Genomic DNA, 20,655 nt, shown 5'->3' on the forward strand with positions numbered 1-20,655 from the left:
CAAAAATTTAAAAAGCAGTTGAAACTGCCTAAATTAAAAGGTATTATAATAATATGTGAAAATACATATAAGTGGTAGAGAATTAATTTGGAAATGAGGAGATTTGATGAAAAAGGCAATATTTTTAGATAGAGATGGAACTATAAATGTAGAGAAGGACTATCTTCATAAGATAGAAGACTTTGTATTAGAAAAAGGTGTCATTGAAGGACTAAAGATTTTAAGAGATTTAGGATATATATTTGTAGTAGTGACAAATCAGTCAGGAATAGCCAGAGGATATTACAGTGAAGAGGATGTAGTCCTTTTAAATAAACAGATAAATGAGATTTTAAGAAAAGATGGAATAAATATAGAGAAATTTTATTACTGTCCACACCATCCTGAAAAGGGAGTAGGAAAATACAAAGTAAAGTGCAGTTGCAGAAAACCTGAAACTGGTATGCTGGATGAAGCAGTAAAAGATTTTGATATAGACAGAGCCAACTCATATATGATTGGAGACAATATAAGTGATATAAAAGCAGGGATAAATGCAGGAGTAAAACCTGTACTTGTAACTACTGGTCATGGGATGGAACATATAGATGAAGTGAAAGAGATGGGTGTAGATGTATTTAATTCAATCTATGATTTTGCTCTTGCTCTTTCAGATAAAAAAATAGTATAAAAGTCCGTTGTATATTCACCTAATAAATGGTACAATAAAATATTGACGTCACAAGGAAAGAAAGGTATAGAAATGGACATTTTATTTGAAATTTTAAACACTAAATTTGATTTAGTGAAAAGAAAAATAGAGAAGATAAAAAATGTAGTTATGGATAGCAGAAAAATAGAGAAAGATTCACTTTTCTTTGCTATAAATAATGGAAATTCATATATAGAGAGTGCACTAAAAGATGGAGCTTCTCTTGTAATAGCAGATAATTATGCGGGAGATGACCTGCGTGTAATTAAGGTGGAAGATACAATAAAAGCTATGCAGGATATAGCAAGGGATTATAGAAAGGCACTTAAGATAAAGATAATTGGAATTACAGGAAGTAATGGGAAAACAACTACAAAGGATTTGGTTTACTCAGTATTAAAAGAGAGATACAGATGTAGAAAAACTCTGGGGAACTACAATAACCATATTGGAGTACCATATACAATACTTCAATGTGATAAAAATGATGAGATTCTTATTCTTGAGATGGGTATGAGTGGATTTGGAGAGATAGATACACTTTGCTCAATATCACTTCCAGATTATGGAATAATAACAAATATTGGGGATTCACATCTGGAGTTTTTAAAGAGTAGAGCCAATGTATGTAAGGCTAAAACTGAGATGCTTAAATATGTAAAACCAGAAGATACAGTGTTATTTGGAGATGATTATTATTTAAAAAACATACCTGGTCTTAAGGTAGGTTGCGGAGATAACAATGATTTTCAAATAAAGAATATAGAAGATGATGAAAAAGGAGTTCATTTTGACCTTGAAGGAGATAGATACAATATCGCCTTAAATGGTAGGCATAACGTTTTTAATGCTTCTATGGCAGTTGTTATCGGCAAACTCTTTAAAATGAGTTATAAGGAGATTTCACAAGGCCTGGAGCGTATGCAAATCAGTGCTATGAGATTTGAAAAGGTAGAGATAGGAGATACTGTGTATATAAATGATGCCTATAATGCAAGTCCTATATCTATGAGCTACTCAATTGAGACATTTTCAGGACTCTATAATGACAGAGACAAAGTTGCTGTATTAGGAGATATGCTTGAGCTTGGTGAAAATGAGATAAAGTACCATGAAGATGTGATTAACAAGGCTTTATCTGCTAAAATAGATAAAATCTATCTCTATGGAGAGAGAATGAAAAAGGCTCTTGCCAATATTAAAAACAGTGAAAAAGCTGTCTGGTGTGAGAGTAAAGATGAGATAAGAAAAATGATAAAAGAGATACCTCAGAAAAAAGCTGTGCTTTTAAAGGGTTCTAGAGGTATGAAAATAGAAGAAATAATAGAAAAGTAGGGAGAATTGGAAAGATGTTATATTTGATAGGTCAGTATTTTCAACAATTTGATTTTTTGAAATCAATATATTTACGAACGTTTATAGCTTTTGTAGTAGCTTTTTTAATAGTTTTAATAGCAGGAAAACCATTTATTAATTATCTGAAAGTTAAAAAATTTGGAGAAAAAATAAGAACAGAGGGACCTGCAACACATATGTCAAAAAAAGGGACCCCTACAATGGGTGGAGTTTTGATAGTTATTGCAGTATTTATAACTACTATATTGGTAGCTGATATTGGAAATAAAATTGTCCTTCTTCTGCTTTTATCACTTATGGGTTTTGCAGGAATTGGATTTGTAGATGACTATAAGAAGTTTACTGTAAATAAAAAGGGGCTTTCTGGAAAGAAAAAACTTTTAGGACAGGGAGCAATTGGAGTTCTTGTATGGTTATATATAAATTATTTTGGACTTACAGGAAATCGAACCATCGACCTTTCAGTAATCAATCCTATTCAAAGTCAAAGCATGCTTTATATTGGAAGCATTGGAATGCTTATCTTTATCATAATAATAGTTATGGGAGCTTCAAATGCTGTTAATATAACAGATGGACTTGATGGACTTGCAATTATGCCAATGGTAATATGTTCAGCTATCTTAGGTGTAGTATCATATTTCACTGGGCATATGGAACTTTGTAAACACCTTAATCTTTTCTATATAGATGGAGCTGGAGAGATAACAGTATTTCTTTCAGCAATCTGTGGTTCTGGACTTGGATTTTTGTGGTACAACTTCTATCCAGCACAGATATTTATGGGAGATACAGGGTCACTTAGCCTTGGAGGAGTACTTGGAGTAATAGCAATACTTTTAAAACAGGAACTTATCCTTCCAGTAGTTGGAGGAATTTTTGTTATTGAAGCTATGTCTGTAATAATTCAGGTTGGTTCTTTCAAACTAAGAGGAAAAAGAGTATTTAAAATGGCACCTATCCACCACCACTTTGAGTTGTGTGGATTGCCTGAAACTAAAGTAACTATGAGATTTTGGATTACAACTCTTCTTTTTGGGATAGTTGCTTTAGGAATCATCAGAATGAGAGGAATATTTTAAATTTATAACCACGGTACCCCCGTGGTTATAAGTATATCTTAGAGAAAAAATATTTTTTAAAAAGAATTGAGGTAAGCAAGATGAAAAAAGCTATGGTATTTGGAGCTGGAGTAAGCGGTCTTGGGGCAAAAAGACTTTTAGAGAAAACTGGTTATGAGGTAATAATGGTAGATGATAAAAAAGCCATGACCTCAAAAGAGGCGTTAAATAACTTAGATGGAACAGAGATATTTATCAAAAGTCCAGGGGTTCCTTACAATGAACTGGTATTAGAGGCCAAAAGAAAAGGAATAAAAGTTATAGATGAAATTGAATTATGTTATCAATATATGTTAAAATATAAAAGTAACGCTAAAATTATAGCGGTTACTGGAACTAATGGAAAAACAACAACTACTACAAAGATAACTGAACTGTTGCAGTATTGTGGGTACAGAGCTAAATTTGCCGGGAATATAGGTTTTTCTTTAGCTGATATCCTTGCAGATGAGATTGAACTTGATTATGTAGTACTTGAAATGAGTTCTTTCCAACTTGAAAATGTAGTAGAGTTTAAACCATTTATATCAATGGTAATCAATCTTACACCAGACCACCTTGCAAGATATAAGGATGAAGCTGAATATTATGACACAAAATTTAATATCTGCAAGAATCAGGGAAAAGATAAGTATTTTATCTACAACATAGATTGTCCAGAGATAATTAAAAGAAAAGATATGATACCTGCAACACTTGTACCTATTACTAAATCACCAGATAAAAAATGTGATTACTGGGTAGAGGATGGAATTTTATATTCTAAAGATGGAGCAGTATTAGAGTGTGATAAATTATCACTTAAGGGACAGCACAACCTTGAAAATATACTGTTTATTGTAGCAGCAGCAAAAATCTGTGGTGTTACAAATGAGCAGTTACAGGGATTTTTATATCACACAGAGCCACTTGAGCACAGAATGGAAATAGTACTTGATTATGGAAATATAAGATTTATAAACGACTCTAAAGCAACTAATATAGATTCTTCTAAATTTGCAATAGAGGCGTATGATGGATGTGTACTTATATGTGGTGGATTTGACAAGGGACTTGAGTGGACACCACTTATTGACCTTATAAACAGCCATGTAAGTGAGGTATACTTTATAGGAGATATAGCAGAAGAATTGGATGGAAGACTTGAGAAAACAGAGTTTCCTAAGGATAAAATCCATATGTTACACGATGTTAAAACAACTCTTTTGGATATTAAAGAGAGATTTGATAAAAATGATAAGAAAGTTATATTATTCTCTCCAGCAACTTCAAGTTATGACCAGTTTAAAAACTTTGAAGAGAGAGGAAGAGTATTCAAGGAGTTAGTAAGAGATATTTTTGGTAGGTGAGATTTTTGAAGAAGGTAATCTTGACAACTGGAGGAACAGGAGGACATATATATCCTGCACTTTCAGTAGCACAGGGATTGAAGGATAGAGGAGTGGAAGTAGTCTTTGTAGGAACAAGTATCAGAATGGAAAAAGATATTGTACCAAAGGCGGGATTCAGATTTATTGGACTGAATATAGCTCCACCGAGAAACCTGAGAAATATGTTTGGTTATATAAAGGGACTGTTTCAAGGTTTTAAAATAGTGAGAAAAGAAAAACCAGATGCAATAATAGGATTTGGAAATTACATATCTGTACCAGTGGTCTTAGCTGGTATTTTAATGGGGAAAAAAGTATATCTTCAGGAGCAGAATGCAAATATGGGAGGAACCAATAAGTTTTTCTACAGATTTGTTAAGAAAACTTTCCTTGCTTTTGACAAGACATATGATGATATTCCAATTAAATATCAGAAAAAAGTTATGGTAACAGGAAATCCTCTAAGAGAGGAGATATACAGTGTTGACCCAAATGAAGAGAGAGACAAGATAAAGACTGAACCAGATGAAAAGATACTTCTTATTACAGGTGGAAGCTTAGGAGCTAAAGAGCTTAATGATGGAGTATTAAAAAACTGGGAAAGATTTATTGAAAATAGAAATATAAGACTTTACTGGGCAACTGGTGAGAAAAACTATGATGAGATAGTTAAAAAGATAGAGAGATGTAAAATGCAGGATATTATAAGGCCGTATTTTGATAATATGATAAATATTATGGCAGCTGCAGACCTGGTAATATGCAGAGCTGGAGCCCTTACAATTTCTGAGATAATAGAACTTGGGAAACCATCTATTATAGTGCCATATAGTTCAATTAAAGTGGGACAATATGCAAATGCAATGCTTTTAAAAGATGCAGGTGCAGCTCTGATGTATAAGAACTCAGAGTCTGGACAGGCAGTTGAAAAGGCTTTTGAACTACTTGAAAATCAGAATGAACTGGATTCAATGAAGATAAATATAAGAAATCTGAAAAAAGATAATCCAGCAGGTAAGATAATAGAAACTTTAGATATTTGGAGGAATTAAGTTGGAAAAAATTTACTTTATAGGAATAAATGGAATTGGAATGAGTGGACTTGCTAAAATAATGAAAAGCAAAGGATATGAAGTTGAAGGAAGTGACCTTAGCCGTTCTTATGTTACTAATGAACTTGAAAGCATGGGAATAGTAGTTCACAATGAACACAGTACTGCTAATCTTGAAGGAAAAGGTTTTAATATGATAATAGCGTCAAGTGCTATTAAAAAGGATAATCCAGAGTATGATTATGCTGTAAAACATGGAATAAAGATAGTAAAAAGAGGGGAACTTCTTGCTATGCTTTTAAATGAGGAAACAGGAATAGCAGTAGCAGGAACTCATGGTAAAACAACTACAAGTTCAATGGCTGCAACAGTTATGTTAGGTCTTGACCCTACAATAGTAGTTGGAGGAATACTTCCAGAGATTGGTTCAAATGCAAAACCAGGTACATCAGAGTACTTTATAGCTGAAGCTGATGAAAGTGACAACTCATTTCTATATATGAATCCAGTATACTCAATAATTACAAATATTGAAGCTGACCACTTAGATACACATGGATCACTTGAAAATATAATTAAATCATTTTCAAAATTTATAGATCAGACACAAAAACAGGTATTTATCTGTGATGAGTGTGAGGTACTTGAAAAATTAGCTGAAACTAAAGATCCAAATAAGATAGTAAGATACAGTATCGTAGATAAACATGCAGATATCTATGCTGATAATATAGAGATTCATGATGGGAAAACATCTTATGACGTTATGATAGATGGAAAATTTGTTGGAAGATTCACTCTATACATCCCAGGAAAACACAACATTTTAAACTCTCTTCCAGTAATTTACTTAGCACTTGAATTTGGACTTGAAGAACCAGAAATTCAAAAAAATATAGAGAAATTCAGAGGTTCAAAAAGAAGATATGATGTACTTTACAACAAAAATGGTATAAAGGTAATAGATGACTATGCTCATCACCCTACTGAGATAAAAGCTACTTTACAGGGAGCACAATCTATTGAAAGAGACAAGATTACAGTAATATTCCAACCACACCGTTACAGCAGAGTAAAATTCCTTTTAAATAACTTTAAAGATGCATTTAGAGGAGCTGAAGAGATTATTCTTCTACCTATTTACAGTGCTGGAGAAAAGGATGAGTTTGGAGTAAGACTTGAAGACCTTAAAGGGGTAATAGATGAGTCAAGAGTATCTATTGAGCAAAATCCTGAAAAGATAGATGAGAAGATTTTAAATGAACATAATCAAAAAGTATATATGTTTATGGGAGCTGGAGATATCTCTAAGATAGCTCACAGAGTTGCAGAAAAGCTAGAAGGGAAATATAGATAATGATAGTATTTGAAAATCATATTATGAAAAACCACTCTAATATGAAAGTAGGAGGAGTGGCAAAGAGATTTATCTACATAGAGAAAAAAGAGGAACTGAAAGAGGTATTTGAAAAATATCCAAATATTTTCCTTATAGGAAATGGAACAAATACTCTAATTGATGATGGAGATTTAGATATAACTTTTGTCTCTTTAAAAAAGATGACAGCTATTGAAGAGGTTGGTGAAGGCCTTGTAAGAGTAGAGGCTGGAGCTGATTTTAACAAACTTATATCGTTTATGAATACTCACAACTATTCAGGGCTTGAAAATCTTGCAGGGATACCTGGAAGTGTAGGTGGACTTGTATATATGAATGGTGGAGCCTATGGAAGTGAGATATTTGACTGTATAAAAGAGGTAGAAATATTTGATGAAAACCATGAAATCAGAACTTTAAAGAGAGATGAAGTGGGATTTTCATATAGAAATACAGAGATACAGAAAAAACATTGGGTAATTATAAGTGCCACTTTCGAATTTGAAAGAGGATTTGACCTTAAAAAGGTAATAGAAATTCAGGCACTTCGTGAAAGTAAACAACCTTTGGACAAACCAAATCTTGGAAGTACATTTAAAAATCCAAAGGGAGATTTTTCAGCAAGACTAATATCAGAAGCTGGACTTAAAGGGATCAAAATAGGAGGGGCTCAAGTTTCAACAAAGCACCCTAACTTTATAGTAAATGATGGAACTGCTACTTTTGAAGATATTTTAGAAATCTTAGCAACAGTGAAGTCCAAAGTAAAAGATATCTATAATATTCAGCTTGAAGAAGAGATAATCATATTAAAAAACAAAAGCAGATAACATAGAGGTGGATAAATGAAAATAGCAGTATTTATGGGAGGAATATCTTCAGAAAGAGAGGTTTCACTAAGAAGTGGAGCAGCTATATTGGAGAGTTTATTAAAACAGGGTTACGATGCATATGGTGTAGATGTAAATCATGATAACTTAGTTTCAGCATTTACAGATAATGAGTATGACCTTGCATATATGGCACTACATGGTGGATATGGAGAAAATGGAACTTTTCAAGGACTTTTAGATATGTTAGGAAAAACATATACAGGTTCAGGAGCCTTAGAAAGTGCAGTAACTATGGATAAAGCCTACACAAAAGCTATAGCTAAAGAGGTAGGAATAAAAACAGCAAGAACATATTATTCAGTTGATGAGATAGATGCTTACCCAGTAGTAATAAAACCTACAAGAGATGGGTCAAGTGTAGGAGTTTATTTCTGTTATAATAAAGATGAGGCAGAAAAAGCTCTAAAAGAGTTAGAGGGACAAAAACCAATAATTGAAGAGATGATAAAAGGTGAGGAGCTAACTGTTGGAGTAATGAATGGTGAAGCCCTTGGGGTAATAAGAATACTTCCTAAAAATGGATATTATGACTATGAGTCAAAATATGCACCAGGAGGATCAGTACACGAATTTCCAGCAAAAATAGACAAAAAAGCCTATGAAAAAGCTATGGAAAATGCTCTTAAGATTCACAATGCAGTTGGACTTAAGGGAATTTCTAGAAGTGACTTTATATTAAAAGATAATGAGGTATACTTCCTTGAAGTAAATACCTGCCCAGGAATGACTAAGACAAGTTTGATACCAGATCTTGGAACATTAAAAGGATATACTTTTGATGACCTGGTAAAAATAACAGTTGATACATTTAAAAAATAAGGAGATAATCTTTGAAGTTTATAATAAAACTTGGGCTTATATTTTTCATAAGCTGGATATTGTATCTTATACCTATTAAATTTCTTCCAATGGATTTATTTAAAATAAAAGAGATAAAAATTCAGGGAAATTCAAAAATTTTATCAAGTGAATTGACAGAACTGGCTAATAGCCTTTATAATAATAACATATGGGACATTGATTTTGGGGAACTGCAAAGATACCTTGAAGAAGATGTCAGAATTAAACATGCAGATATAGAAGTAATAGCTCTGGGAAAGGTACTTATAAATATCCAAGAGAGAGATGTAGCTTACTACGCTCAATTAAAAAATAAGGTTTATCTTGTAGACAATGAGGGAGTGGTCTTTGGTTTTTTAAAGGAAAAGGATGAAAAAGACAGCTACTTTATAACTGTAAAAAATGAAGATGAGATAAAAGAGCTTTTAGATATATGTGAGAAGATAGATGATAATCTCTTAAAAAATATAGTCTCACAGGTATATATAAAAGATAAGGATTGTGTTGAGATAGTGCTCACTGATGGAACAATTATAAAGACAGATTTCCAGGTTGAGAAAGAAAAGTATAGAGTAGTTGAAAACTTGTATTATGAACTCATAAAGACCAAAAAAATAGAATATATTGACTTAAGGTTTAATGACTTTATTGTCAAAAGTTTGGGGGATAAAAATAATGGTAAGTAGAGACGGAATTGTAAAAACAGTAGTAGATGTAGGGAGCGGAAAAATAAAAGCCATTATTGGAGAACTATCTTCAAATGGTGAAACACTCAAAGTCTTGAAATATATGGAAGGACCTAGCCAAGGTATGGTAAAAGGTGAAGTGAGAGATGGAGAGGCACTTTCTAAATCTATTTTAGATGTTTTAGAAAAATTAAGGGCTGAAACTGGAGAGCCTGTAGACTCCATATCTATCGGGATAAGTGGAGAAAAGATAAGATCAAGAACAGTAAATGCTGAACTTAATCTTGATCAGGAAGAAGAGATTAATGAAGAGCATATTCAGATGCTTATAAAAAAAGCTGAAGAAAAAGTTTTCTTTGGAGATGAACAGATTTTAAAAACAGAAATCTACAATATTAGAGTAGACAACTCAGGAATAGTAAAAAATCCAATTGGAGTAACAGGATCAAAACTTCAAGGGGATGTACACCTTATATACTGTGATAAAGAGATGGTTGCAAAACTTGTAGAAACAGTAAATAGAATAGGTGTAGATGTTGAAAAAATAATACTTAATCCATACGCCTCAGCTAAGTCAACACTTGGAGAAGAGGATATGAGAATGGGAGTAGCTCTTGCTGATATAGGTGAGGGAACTACTGATATTATTCTGTATAAGAATGAAAAATTAATATATATTGAATCTATTCCATTAGGAGGAATGCATTTTAAAACTGACCTGATGTATATGTTTAAGTTTGATGATGATGAGTATGCTAAAGAGATACTTGACAAATACAGAAATGGTGAGATTTCTGAAGATGGAAAAATACACTATGGTACAGATAAAGAGATTGCAGTAGAGGACCTTAAGAATCTGATAGGTGCCAGAGTTGATGAGATCATAGAGTATATAGATGGAACAATTCAGAAATCAGGTTTCAATGGATACCTTGGAAAAGGTTTGGTGTTGACAGGTGGTGTTATAGGAGATAAGTTGATAAGTGTAGACGAACTGCTTGACAAAATCAATAAGAAAACTGGATATGTTGCTAGAAGAGTGTTGCCGCCGAATATTTTCAGTGGACTTGGAAATGTTGATTCAAGCATGGCTACAGTGATTGGTCTTTTCTACGAAGTAATGGAAGATGAAGATAGAAAGATTAAAACTGGAAGCTATACACATCAAGATATAGAAGTTAAAAATGAAAGAAAAAATCAGCCTCAGGAAGATGACTTATCAAAAATCATAGGGGAAGAATCTGTAGAGGAAGAGAAAAAAGAAAAAAAATCAGGAGTATTTGGAGCTGTAAAAAATTGGTTTTCAAACTTTATTTAAAAACCGAAAAAAGGGGGCTATAGAATGTTGATTGATCAGGATTTAGTTAAGATAAAAGTACTAGGAACAGGAGGGGCAGGAGGAAATGCCATAAATGACATGATTTCTTCTGGAGTCGGAGGTGTTGAATATATAGCTGCCAATACAGACGCACAAGACTTAGGAAAATCCCTTGCTGATGTGAGAATTCAACTAGGAGAAAAACTTACAAGAGGACTAGGAGCTGGAGCGGATCCAGAAATAGGAAGACAAGCTGCTGAAGAGGATGTAGAGAAGATAAAAGCTCTTCTTGAAGAGACAGATATGTTATTTATCACAGCAGGAATGGGTGGTGGAACTGGAACAGGTTCAGCACCAGTAATTGCAAGTGTTGCAAAAGAATTGGGAGTGTTAACTGTTGCTATAGTAACAAGACCATTCTCATTTGAAGGAAAGAAAAGAAAAAATAATGCTGATATGGGTATTGAAAAGCTAAAAAGTGCTGTAGATGCTCTAGTAATAATACCAAATGATAAACTATTTGAATTACCAGATAAAACAATAACTTTACAAAATGCATTTAAAGAAGCAAATAATATCTTAAAAATAGGTATTAAAGGTGTTGCAGATCTTATGATTGGTAACGGACTTATAAACCTTGACTTTGCTGACGTAAAAGCAACTATGTTAAATTCTGGTATTGCAGTATTAGGATTTGGAGAGGGAGAAGGAGAAAATAGAGCAATAAAAGCTACTGAAAAAGCACTTCAATCTCCACTACTTGAAAAATCAATACTAGGTGCAAGTAAAATACTTATCAACATTACAGGATCACCTGATATTACACTTATGGAAGCTCAAACTATTGCTGACATGGTTAGAGATGCAGCAGGTAAAACAGCTGATGACGTAATGTTTGGACTTGTAACTGATGAGGAATTTGGAGATAGAGTTCAAGTTACTATCATTGCAAATAACTTTGCAAATGAAGAGGAAAAAAATGAACCATTTATCAATATAGACACTGCAAAATCAGAAAAAGCAGCAAATGAAGTAAAAGAAGAAACTGAAAAGACAAATCTTGATTTACCACCTTGGGTAAGAAAAAGATAAAAAAGTCTTGAAATTCTTATGAATATATGATATATTATATTCTGACCCTGCTCAAAATCATTATGTGTTTTGGGCTAATACCATAGGGAGGAGGTTAACAAATGAAAAAATATGAATTAATGTTCATCATCAACCCAACTATACTTGAAGAAGGTAGAGATGCTGTAATCGAAAAAGTAACTGGAGTTTTAACTGCTGCAGGTGCAACTATCGAAAAAAGCGAAAAATGGGGAGAAAGAAAACTAGCTTATCCTATCGATAAGAAGAAAACTGGTTTTTACGTATTAACTACTTTTGAAGTTGACGGAACTGTATTAGCAGATGTTGAAGCTAAATTAAACATCGTAGAAGAAGTTTTAAGATACATTATCGTTAAACAAAACTAATAATTCAGTAAAAGTTAAATATCAAAAGGAGGTTAAATAAAATGGCAGAATTCAGAAGAAGAAGAGCTAGATTAAGAGTTAAAGCAGAAGAAATTGATTATAAAAACGTAGATCTTATCAAAAGATTCGTATCTGATAAAGGAAAAATCAATCCTTCAAGAGTAACTGGTGCAAACGCTAGATTACAAAGAAAGATAGCTAAAGCTATAAAAAGAGCTAGAAATATCGCTTTAATTCCTTATACAAGAATTGAAAAATAATAGATTAAGACTGGACATTTAAGTTCAGTCTTTTTTTATATAAATTGACAAATAAAAAAAATTTAAAAAAGAAAATACTGTTGCTGAAAGGGTTTCCAGCAGCAGTATTTTTTATTAAAAAATAATATATTATATTAGTTTTGTATGTTTAAAAAGTGAAAATAAAATCAGAAATAAAATAAATGTTTAAAAATAAAATACAGTGTTTTTATTTAATAAAATTAAAAAAATAAATAATATTAAATTTTTGAAACTATTTTCTGTATAAAAAAATAAATTTTTCAAAAAAAATAACTTTGATAATAAAATAGTTTTTCTGAATAAAAATACATATTTCGTTTACTAAAGAAACATAATTCTATAATTATAAAACAAAATGAATAAAAAAAGTTTTTTAAAATATAAAAAAATAAAAATAAGCATTGACAAATAAAAAAAATGTTGTATTCTATATGTATGAGTGTTGATGTTTAGAAAAAGTAAAATAGATATTAAATAATATCGTTATATTTTGTTTCTGAACATAAAACTTCAATGAAACATTTTATTTTAGTCTATAATAGCATGTGCTATTATTTGATATACTGTCCGCTAGGCCGAAATAAGCGTGAGGAACTTATTTGGGACGACCGGGGTATTCTATATACTTAAAATACTCAGGAGGTAGATAAAATGAAAGAATATCCTTTAAATGTAGCAACTCCTCGTTCTTACTCTTATGTAAAACGTAATATACCAAGAGTGACTGTGGCTCAACGTGAAAGAGCGTTAAAAGCAACTCACTACAATGAATTTGCGTTCCCAGCTGGAATGTTAACTGTTGATATGTTATCAGACTCAGGTACTACAGCAATGACTGACGTTCAATGGTCAGCAATGTTCTTAGGAGACGAAGCTTATGGACGTAACAAAGGTTACTACGTATTACTAGATGCACTACGTGACTGTATGGAACGTGGTGACAACCAAAAGAGAATCATTGATTTAGTTAGAACAGATTGTACAGACATTGACAAAATGATGGACGAAGTTTATCTTTGTGAATATGAAGGTGGACTATTTAATGGTGGAGCTGCACAAATGGAAAGACCTAACACATTTATACTTCAACAAGGTCGTGCTGCGGAGTCAGTATTATTTGAATTAGTTCGTAAAATATTAAATCAACGTCATCCTGGTAAAGCATTTACAATCCCATCAAATGGACACTTTGACACTACTGAAGGAAACATCAAACAAATGGGATCAATACCAAGAAACTTATATAACAAAGAATTACTATGGGAAGTTCCTGAAGGTGGATCATATGAAAAGAATCCATTTAAAGGAAACATGGATACTAAAAAACTTGAAGAATTAATAAAAGCTGTTGGACCAGAAAATGTACCATTAGTTTATACTACTGTAACTAACAACACTGTTTGTGGACAACCAGTTTCAATGGCAAATATCAGAGAATCAAGTAAAATAGCTCACAAATACAATATCCCATTCATGTTAGACGCTGCTCGTTGGGCAGAAAACTGCTACTTCATTAAAGTAAATGAAGAAGGATATGCAGACAAATCAATAGCTGAAATAGCTAAAGAAATGTTCTCATACTGTGATGGATTTACAGCATCACTTAAAAAAGACGGACATGCTAACATGGGAGGTATCCTAGCATTTAGAGATAAGGGATTATTCTGGAAAAACTTCTCAGACTTCAATGAAGACGGAAGCATAAAAACAGACGTAGGAATCCTATTAAAAGTTAAACAAATCTCATCATATGGTAACGACTCTTATGGTGGAATGTCAGGAAGAGATATCATGGCTCTTGCAGCTGGATTATATGAATGTCTAAACTTTGACTATTTAGATGAAAGAATCAAACAATGTGAATACTTAGCACAAGGATTCTACAAAGCAGGAGTAAAAGGTGTAGTACTTCCAGCAGGAGGACACGGAGTATATATCAATATGGACGAGTTCTTTGATAATAAACGTGGACACGAAACATTTGCAGGAGAAGGATTCAGCCTTGAGCTTATCCGTAGATATGGTATCAGAGTATCAGAACTTGGAGATTACTCAATGGAATATGATTTAAAAACTCCAGAACAACAAAAAGAAGTATGTAACGTTGTACGTTTTGCAATAAACAGAAGCCAATTGAGCCAAGAACATCTAGATTATGTAATAGCTGCAGTAAAAGCACTTTACGAAGATAGAGAAAGCATACCTAATATGAGAATAGTTTCAGGACATAATCTACCAATGCGTCACTTCCACGCATTCTTGGAACCATATCCAAACAAATAAAAATAAAAAAACAGAATATTTAGCGGTAAGATGGAAAATCTAATGCAATATGACATTTAAATAAAAAAGAACGCCTATAGAGGAATCTGTAGGCGTTTTCTGAATATAGCATTTGATGAATAAGACTACTATATATTACGTCTGAGCTGTGCCATAAAATAGTATGACGACTAATTTGATGAGACAAGGAGATACTTTTATGGATGATAATAAGAACATATTAACAGAGCAACGTGACGGATTTAACAGTAAATGGGGATTTATTTTAGCCTGTATAGGGTCAGCAGTAGGAATGGGTAATATTTGGAGATTCCCAGTAATGGTATCCCAATTTGGAGGAATGACATTTCTGGTTCCATATTTCCTATTTGTTATCTTAATAGCATCTACAGGGGTTATAGAAGAGATGGCTCTTGGAAGATCTGCTCAGGCAGGACCTATAGGGGCTTTTGGAAAATGTTCCGACTTAAAATGGGGAAAGAAAAAAATCGGAGAAGGATTTGCACTGATTCCAGTAATTGGATCGCTAGCATTGGCAATAGGTTATACAGTTGTAGTTGGTTGGATATTTAAATATACATTTATGGCTTTTACAGGGCAGTTAACTGCAATGGGAAATGACATGAATATTATAGGGGGTACATTTGGACAGACAGCATGCAGCTTTGGTAATAACCTTTGGGTAATAATAGCAATGGTTGCAAGTTTTATAATAATGGCATTAGGAGTATCAGAGGGGATAGAAAAAGCAAATAAAATAATGATGCCAGCATTATTTATACTGTTCATAGGATTAGGAATATACATAGCAACATTAAATGGAGCAGGAAAAGGATATACTTATATATTTACAATAGATCCTGAAATGATTAAGGATCCAATGTTATGGATATTTGCTTTTGGACAAGCATTCTTTAGTTTGTCAATAGCAGGAAGTGGAACAGTTATATATGGATCTTACCTAGGTAAGAATGAAGACGTGGTTTCAGCAGGTAAAAACGTTGCTTTCTATGACACTTTAGCAGCTTTATTAGCTACAATTGTTATAGTTCCAGCAATAGCTGTTGGAGGATCAAAACTAGACGTTGGTGGACCAGGACTTATGTTTATATATCTTGTAAACGTATTTAATAGCATGCCTGGAGGACGTATAGTTGGAATAGTATTCTATGTGTGCGTACTATTTGCCGGAGTGTCTTCGCTTATTAATCTATACGAAACATCTGTAGCAACTTTACAAGAGCAGTTTAAAATGAGCAGAGGGTCATCAGTTGCTGCAATAGGAGTACTTGGAATAATAGTTGCAATTTTAATTCAAGGAATAATCGAACCTTGGATGGACGCTGTATCAATCTATGCATGTCCAGCAGGGGCAGCATTAGCAGGAATATTCTTCTTCTGGGTAGGAGGAAAAAAATATGCTGAAGATGCAGTTAATATGGGAGCTAAGAAAAAGATTGGTTCATGGTTCGTAACTCTTGGAAAATATGTCTACGTACCACTTGCAATAATAGCTTTAATTGCAGGAGCAATCTTAAACGGTATAGGATAAAAAGAAAAGTTTAAAATTTAGTAGCACCAATACAATATTTGTATTGGTGCTATTTTGTTTTTTTATAACAGTTATATAGGATAAAAAATGTTTTTTTAATTCTCTAGGAAGAGTAAAGACGCCTTTTTTGATAATTTGAATAGTAGAAAAAAATATGCAAAAAATAATAAATTGACAAATTCAAAAAAAGTTGTATCTTATAATTGTAGAATATATGTCTTAAAAGTGAAAAAATAGTGAATAAATAAAATTGATTAATTCATTTATAAACATATTTTATATAAATTACAAGGTAATAATAGCTACGGCTATTTTATAATACTGTCCGCCAGGCCGAAATAAGCGTGAGGAACTTATTTGGGACGACCGGGGTATTCTATATATTTAAAATACTCAGGAGGTAGATAAAATGAAAGAATATCCTTTAAATGTAGCAACTCCTCGTTCTTTTTCTTATGTAAAACGTAATATACCAAGAGTGACTGTAGCTCAACGTGAAAGAGCGTTAAAAGCAACTCACTACAATGAATTTGCCTTTCCAGCTGGAATGTTAACTGTTGACATGTTATCAGATTCAGGTACTACAGCAATGACAGATGTCCAATGGGCAGCAATGTTCTTAGGAGACGAATCATATGGACGTAACAAAGGTTACTACGTATTACTAGATGCACTACGTGACTGTATGGAACGTGGTGACAACCAAAAGAGAATCATTGATTTGGTTAGAACAGATTGCACAGACATTGATAAGATGATGAACGAAGTTTATCTTTGTGAATATGAAGGTGGACTATTTAATGGTGGAGCTGCACAAATGGAAAGACCTAACACATTTATAATTCAACAGGGTCGTGCTGCGGAGTCAGTATTATTTGAAATGGTTCGTAAAATATTGAATCAACGGCATCCTGGTAAAGCATTTACAATCCCATCAAATGGACACTTTGACACTACTGAAGGAAATATTAAGCAAATGGGATCAATACCAAGAAACCTATATAACAAAGAGTTATTATGGGAAGTTCCTGAAGGTGGATCATATGAAAAGAATCCATTTAAAGGAAACATGGATACTAAAAAACTTGAAGAATTAATAAAAGCTGTTGGACCAGAAAATGTACCATTAGTTTATACAACTATTACTAATAACACTGTTTGTGGACAACCAGTTTCAATGGCAAATATCCGAGAATCAAGTAGAATAGCTCACAAATACAATATTCCATTTATGCTAGACGCTGCTCGTTGGGCAGAAAACTGTTATTTTATTAAGGTAAATGAAGAGGGATATGCAGATAAATCAATACCTGAAATAGCTAAAGAACTATTCTCGTACTGTGATGGATTTACAGCATCACTTAAAAAAGATGGACATGCTAACATGGGAGGTATCCTGGCATTTAGAGATAAGGGATTATTCTGGAAAAATTTCTCAGACTTCAATGAAGATGGAAGTGTAAAAACAGATGTAGGAATCCTGTTAAAAGTTAAACAAATCTCATCATATGGTAACGACTCTTATGGTGGAATGTCAGGAAGAGATATCATGGCTCTTGCAGCTGGATTATACGAATGTTGTAACTTCGACTATTTGGAAGAAAGAGTAAAACAATGTGAGTACTTAGCACAAGGATTCTACAAAGCAGGAGTAAAAGGTGTAGTACTTCCAGCAGGAGGACACGGAGTATATATCAATATGGACGAGTTTTTTGATAATAAACGTGGACACGAAACATTTGCAGGAGAAGGATTCAGCCTTGAACTTATCCGTAGATATGGTATCAGAGTATCAGAACTTGGAGATTACTCAATGGAATATGATTTAAAAACTCCAGAACAGCAAAAAGAAGTATGTAATGTTGTGCGTTTTGCAATAAACAGAAGCCAATTGAGCCAAGAACATCTAGATTATGTAATAGCTGCAGTAAAAGCACTTTATGAAGATAGAGAAAGCATACCTAATATGAGAATAGTTTCAGGACATAATCTACCAATGCGTCACTTCCACGCATTCTTGGAACCATATCCAAATAAAAAATAGAAATATCCTGAAGTAAGTAGTATAAAATAAAAATAGAACGCCTATAGAGAGAATCTGTAGGCGTTTTGTGAATATGGCCTAAATACTATATTTTACATCAAAGATGTCCATAAAAATAGTACTGTAACTAATTTGAAGAGATAAGGAGATACCTTTATGGATGATAAAAATTTGTTAACAGAACAACGTGATGGATTTAACAGTAAATGGGGATTTATTTTAGCCTGTATAGGGTCAGCAGTAGGAATGGGTAATATATGGAGATTCCCGGTAATGGTGTCCCAATTTGGTGGAATGACATTCTTAATACCATATTTTTTATTTGTTATCTTAATAGCTTCTACTGGAGTTATGGAGGAAATGGCTCTTGGAAGATCTGCTCAGGCAGGACCTATTGGGGCTTTTGGAAAATGTGCAGATGAAAAATGGGGAAAAAGGAAAGTTGGAGAAGGATTTGCTCTTATTCCAGTTCTTGGATCTTTAGCTTTAGCTATGGGATATACAGTTGTAGTTGGTTGGATATTTAAATATACATTTATGGCTTTTACAGGGCAGTTAACTGCAATGGGAAATGACATGAATGTTATAGGTGGTACATTTGGACAGACAGCAACCAGTTTTGGAAATAATATTTGGATAATAATAGCAATGGGTGTAAGTTTTATAATAATGGCACTGGGAGTAGCAGGAGGAATAGAAAAGGCAAATAAGATAATGATGCCTGCACTGTTTATTCTCTTTATAGGTTTAGGAATCTATATATTTAGTCTTCATGGAGCACATTCTGGATATAAATATATATTTACTATAGATTCAGAAAAAATAAAAGATCCTTTATTGTGGATATTTGCTTTTGGACAAGCATTCTTTAGTTTGTCAATAGCAGGAAGTGGAACAGTTATATATGGTTCATATTTAAGTAAAAAAGAGGATATAGTGTCAGCAGCTAAAAATGTTGCTTTTTATGATACTTTTGCAGCAATTTTGGCAACTGTTGTAATAATACCTGCAATAGCAGTAGCTGGATCAAAATTGGATATTGGTGGACCTGGACTTATGTTTATATACCTTGTAAATGTATTTAATAGCATGCCTGGAGGACGTATAGTTGGGATAGTATTCTACCTGTGTGTACTCTTTGCTGGAGTCTCTTCACTTATTAACTTATATGAAACTTCAGTTGCAACTTTACAGGAGCAGTTTAAAATGAGCAGAGGAGCATCAGTTGGAGTAATAGGAGTAGCAGGAGTTATTGTAGCTATTCTAATTCAGGGAATAATTGAACCTTGGATGGATGCTGTATCAATTTATGCATGTCCATTAGGAGCAGCACTTGCAGGAATATTCTTCTACTGGGTAGGAGGAAAGAAATATGCAGAGGATGCAGTTAATGCTGGAGCTAAAAAACCAGTTGGAAATTGGTTTGTACCTCTTGGAAAATATCTCTATGTACCTCTTGCAATAGTAGCTTTAATTGCTGGAGCAGTCTTAAATGGCATAGGATAGAAAGTGTGTAAAAAATTTGTAAAAAAGTGTTGAATTTCACTTTCTCAAGGTATATGATATTAATAGAGCATATGTAGTTTTCAAAATACATATCTATCAAATATAAAGGAGGAAATTTATGAAAAAGATATTGTTTGGATTGTTTGCATTATCAATGACTGCTATGGCGGCTGAAGGAACTCATGTATATTTGAAAGCTGGATTGGATCCATATGGTAGATTTAAGGAAGTAAAAGGTCATCAAGATGATAAGTTAAACAAATCAGACCGTAAGGATATAGGTTATGAATTTTCTGTTGAAGCTACTCAATCAGTACTACCTGAAGTAGAAGTAGGACTTGGTTTAGGATATCAGGACCATGGAAGAGCAAAAGCAGCGAAAGATGAGGATGGAGAAGCTCCTTTGATGCCTAGATTTAAATCAGTTCCTCTATATGCTACTGCTAAATACAATCTTCCAATAGAATCAGAATTTCATCCATATTTAAAAGCTGATTTAGGATACTCATTTAATATGAAATCTTCTAAAACTTATAAAGATGATGAGGGAGAAGAAAAATTATCTTATAAAAATGGAATGTATTGGGGATTAGGAGCTGGAGTAGAGTATGAAAACTTCGTAGCTGACTTAATGTATAAGATGAACTACGGAAAAGTTAAATATGAAGCAAGAGATGAAGATGGATACGATAGCGCAAGTCCTAAGATTAATTATGGAAGAGTTACTCTATCAGTTGGTTACAGATTTGATTTCTAATAGAATAAAAGTTTGATTTTAATAATGGAAGTGGTGCCTTTAGGCGCCA

General features: G+C 33.1%; 18 protein-coding genes. All 18 read left to right on the forward strand.

Features of this window, described 5'->3' with window-relative positions:
• Positions 1-106 precede the first annotated feature (106 nt).
• The gene (gene gmhB / locus IX290_RS11780; RefSeq protein WP_211492564.1) at positions 107-670 is read left to right on the forward strand and encodes a D-glycero-beta-D-manno-heptose 1,7-bisphosphate 7-phosphatase; all 564 of its coding nucleotides are present in this window, start codon (positions 107-109) and stop codon (positions 668-670) included.
• Between the two features lie 114 nt (positions 671-784).
• On the forward strand, positions 785-2,026 hold the full coding sequence (murF, locus tag IX290_RS11785) for a UDP-N-acetylmuramoyl-tripeptide--D-alanyl-D-alanine ligase (protein WP_349290750.1): 1,242 nt from the start codon (positions 785-787) through the stop codon (positions 2,024-2,026).
• A gap of 14 nt (positions 2,027-2,040) precedes the next feature.
• A complete protein-coding gene (gene mraY, locus IX290_RS07345) occupies positions 2,041-3,129 on the forward strand; it encodes a phospho-N-acetylmuramoyl-pentapeptide-transferase (protein WP_211492566.1) in 1,089 nt (362 codons plus the stop codon).
• Positions 3,130-3,209: 80 nt separating this feature from the next.
• The gene (gene murD / locus IX290_RS07350) at positions 3,210-4,517 is read left to right on the forward strand and encodes a UDP-N-acetylmuramoyl-L-alanine--D-glutamate ligase (protein WP_211492567.1); all 1,308 of its coding nucleotides are present in this window, start codon (positions 3,210-3,212) and stop codon (positions 4,515-4,517) included.
• A gap of 5 nt (positions 4,518-4,522) precedes the next feature.
• Entirely contained in the window at positions 4,523-5,590 is a 1,068-nt protein-coding gene (murG, locus tag IX290_RS07355) for an undecaprenyldiphospho-muramoylpentapeptide beta-N-acetylglucosaminyltransferase (RefSeq protein WP_211492568.1), read from the forward strand.
• 1 nt (position 5,591) lies between these two features.
• Complete coding sequence (murC, locus tag IX290_RS07360; RefSeq protein ID WP_211492569.1) at positions 5,592-6,947, forward strand: UDP-N-acetylmuramate--L-alanine ligase; 1,356 nt, start codon at positions 5,592-5,594, stop codon at positions 6,945-6,947.
• On the forward strand, positions 6,947-7,798 hold the full coding sequence (gene murB, locus IX290_RS07365; protein ID WP_211492570.1) for a UDP-N-acetylmuramate dehydrogenase: 852 nt from the start codon (positions 6,947-6,949) through the stop codon (positions 7,796-7,798). Before murC ends, murB begins: the two co-directional genes overlap by 1 nt.
• A gap of 15 nt (positions 7,799-7,813) precedes the next feature.
• Positions 7,814-8,680, forward strand: coding sequence for a D-alanine--D-alanine ligase (locus tag IX290_RS07370; RefSeq protein WP_211492571.1), 867 nt, complete (start codon positions 7,814-7,816; stop codon positions 8,678-8,680).
• An 11-nt stretch (positions 8,681-8,691) separates the two neighbouring features.
• Positions 8,692-9,387, forward strand: coding sequence for a cell division protein FtsQ/DivIB (locus IX290_RS07375; RefSeq protein WP_211492572.1), 696 nt, complete (start codon positions 8,692-8,694; stop codon positions 9,385-9,387).
• Entirely contained in the window at positions 9,377-10,705 is a 1,329-nt protein-coding gene (gene ftsA / locus IX290_RS07380; protein WP_249168892.1) for a cell division protein FtsA, read from the forward strand. Before IX290_RS07375 ends, ftsA begins: the two co-directional genes overlap by 11 nt.
• Positions 10,706-10,729: 24 nt before the next feature.
• Positions 10,730-11,797, forward strand: coding sequence for a cell division protein FtsZ (gene ftsZ / locus IX290_RS07385; RefSeq protein ID WP_211492573.1), 1,068 nt, complete (start codon positions 10,730-10,732; stop codon positions 11,795-11,797).
• 101 nt (positions 11,798-11,898) lie between these two features.
• Positions 11,899-12,183: a 30S ribosomal protein S6 gene (gene rpsF, locus IX290_RS07390; protein ID WP_211492574.1), complete on the forward strand. Its 285-nt coding sequence runs from the start codon at positions 11,899-11,901 to the stop codon at positions 12,181-12,183.
• Between the two features lie 41 nt (positions 12,184-12,224).
• Positions 12,225-12,443, forward strand: a complete 219-nt coding sequence (gene rpsR, locus IX290_RS07395; RefSeq protein ID WP_211492575.1) for a 30S ribosomal protein S18 — start codon at positions 12,225-12,227, stop codon at positions 12,441-12,443.
• 672 nt (positions 12,444-13,115) lie between these two features.
• Complete coding sequence (locus IX290_RS07400; protein ID WP_211492576.1) at positions 13,116-14,747, forward strand: tryptophanase; 1,632 nt, start codon at positions 13,116-13,118, stop codon at positions 14,745-14,747.
• A 199-nt stretch (positions 14,748-14,946) separates the two neighbouring features.
• Positions 14,947-16,299 carry a sodium-dependent transporter gene (locus IX290_RS07405; RefSeq protein WP_211492577.1) on the forward strand — a complete coding sequence of 451 codons (1,353 nt, stop codon included), beginning with the start codon at positions 14,947-14,949 and terminating at the stop codon, positions 16,297-16,299.
• Positions 16,300-16,708: 409 nt separating this feature from the next.
• Positions 16,709-18,343, forward strand: a complete 1,635-nt coding sequence (locus tag IX290_RS07410; protein ID WP_211492578.1) for a tryptophanase — start codon at positions 16,709-16,711, stop codon at positions 18,341-18,343.
• Positions 18,344-18,499: 156 nt separating this feature from the next.
• The gene (locus tag IX290_RS07415) at positions 18,500-19,849 is read left to right on the forward strand and encodes a sodium-dependent transporter (protein ID WP_211492579.1); all 1,350 of its coding nucleotides are present in this window, start codon (positions 18,500-18,502) and stop codon (positions 19,847-19,849) included.
• 118 nt (positions 19,850-19,967) lie between these two features.
• Positions 19,968-20,606: an outer membrane beta-barrel protein gene (locus IX290_RS07420; RefSeq protein WP_211492580.1), complete on the forward strand. Its 639-nt coding sequence runs from the start codon at positions 19,968-19,970 to the stop codon at positions 20,604-20,606.
• Positions 20,607-20,655: the final 49 nt, after the last annotated feature.

Source organism: Fusobacterium sp. DD2, assembly GCF_018205345.1.
GTDB lineage: Bacteria > Fusobacteriota > Fusobacteriia > Fusobacteriales > Fusobacteriaceae > Fusobacterium_A.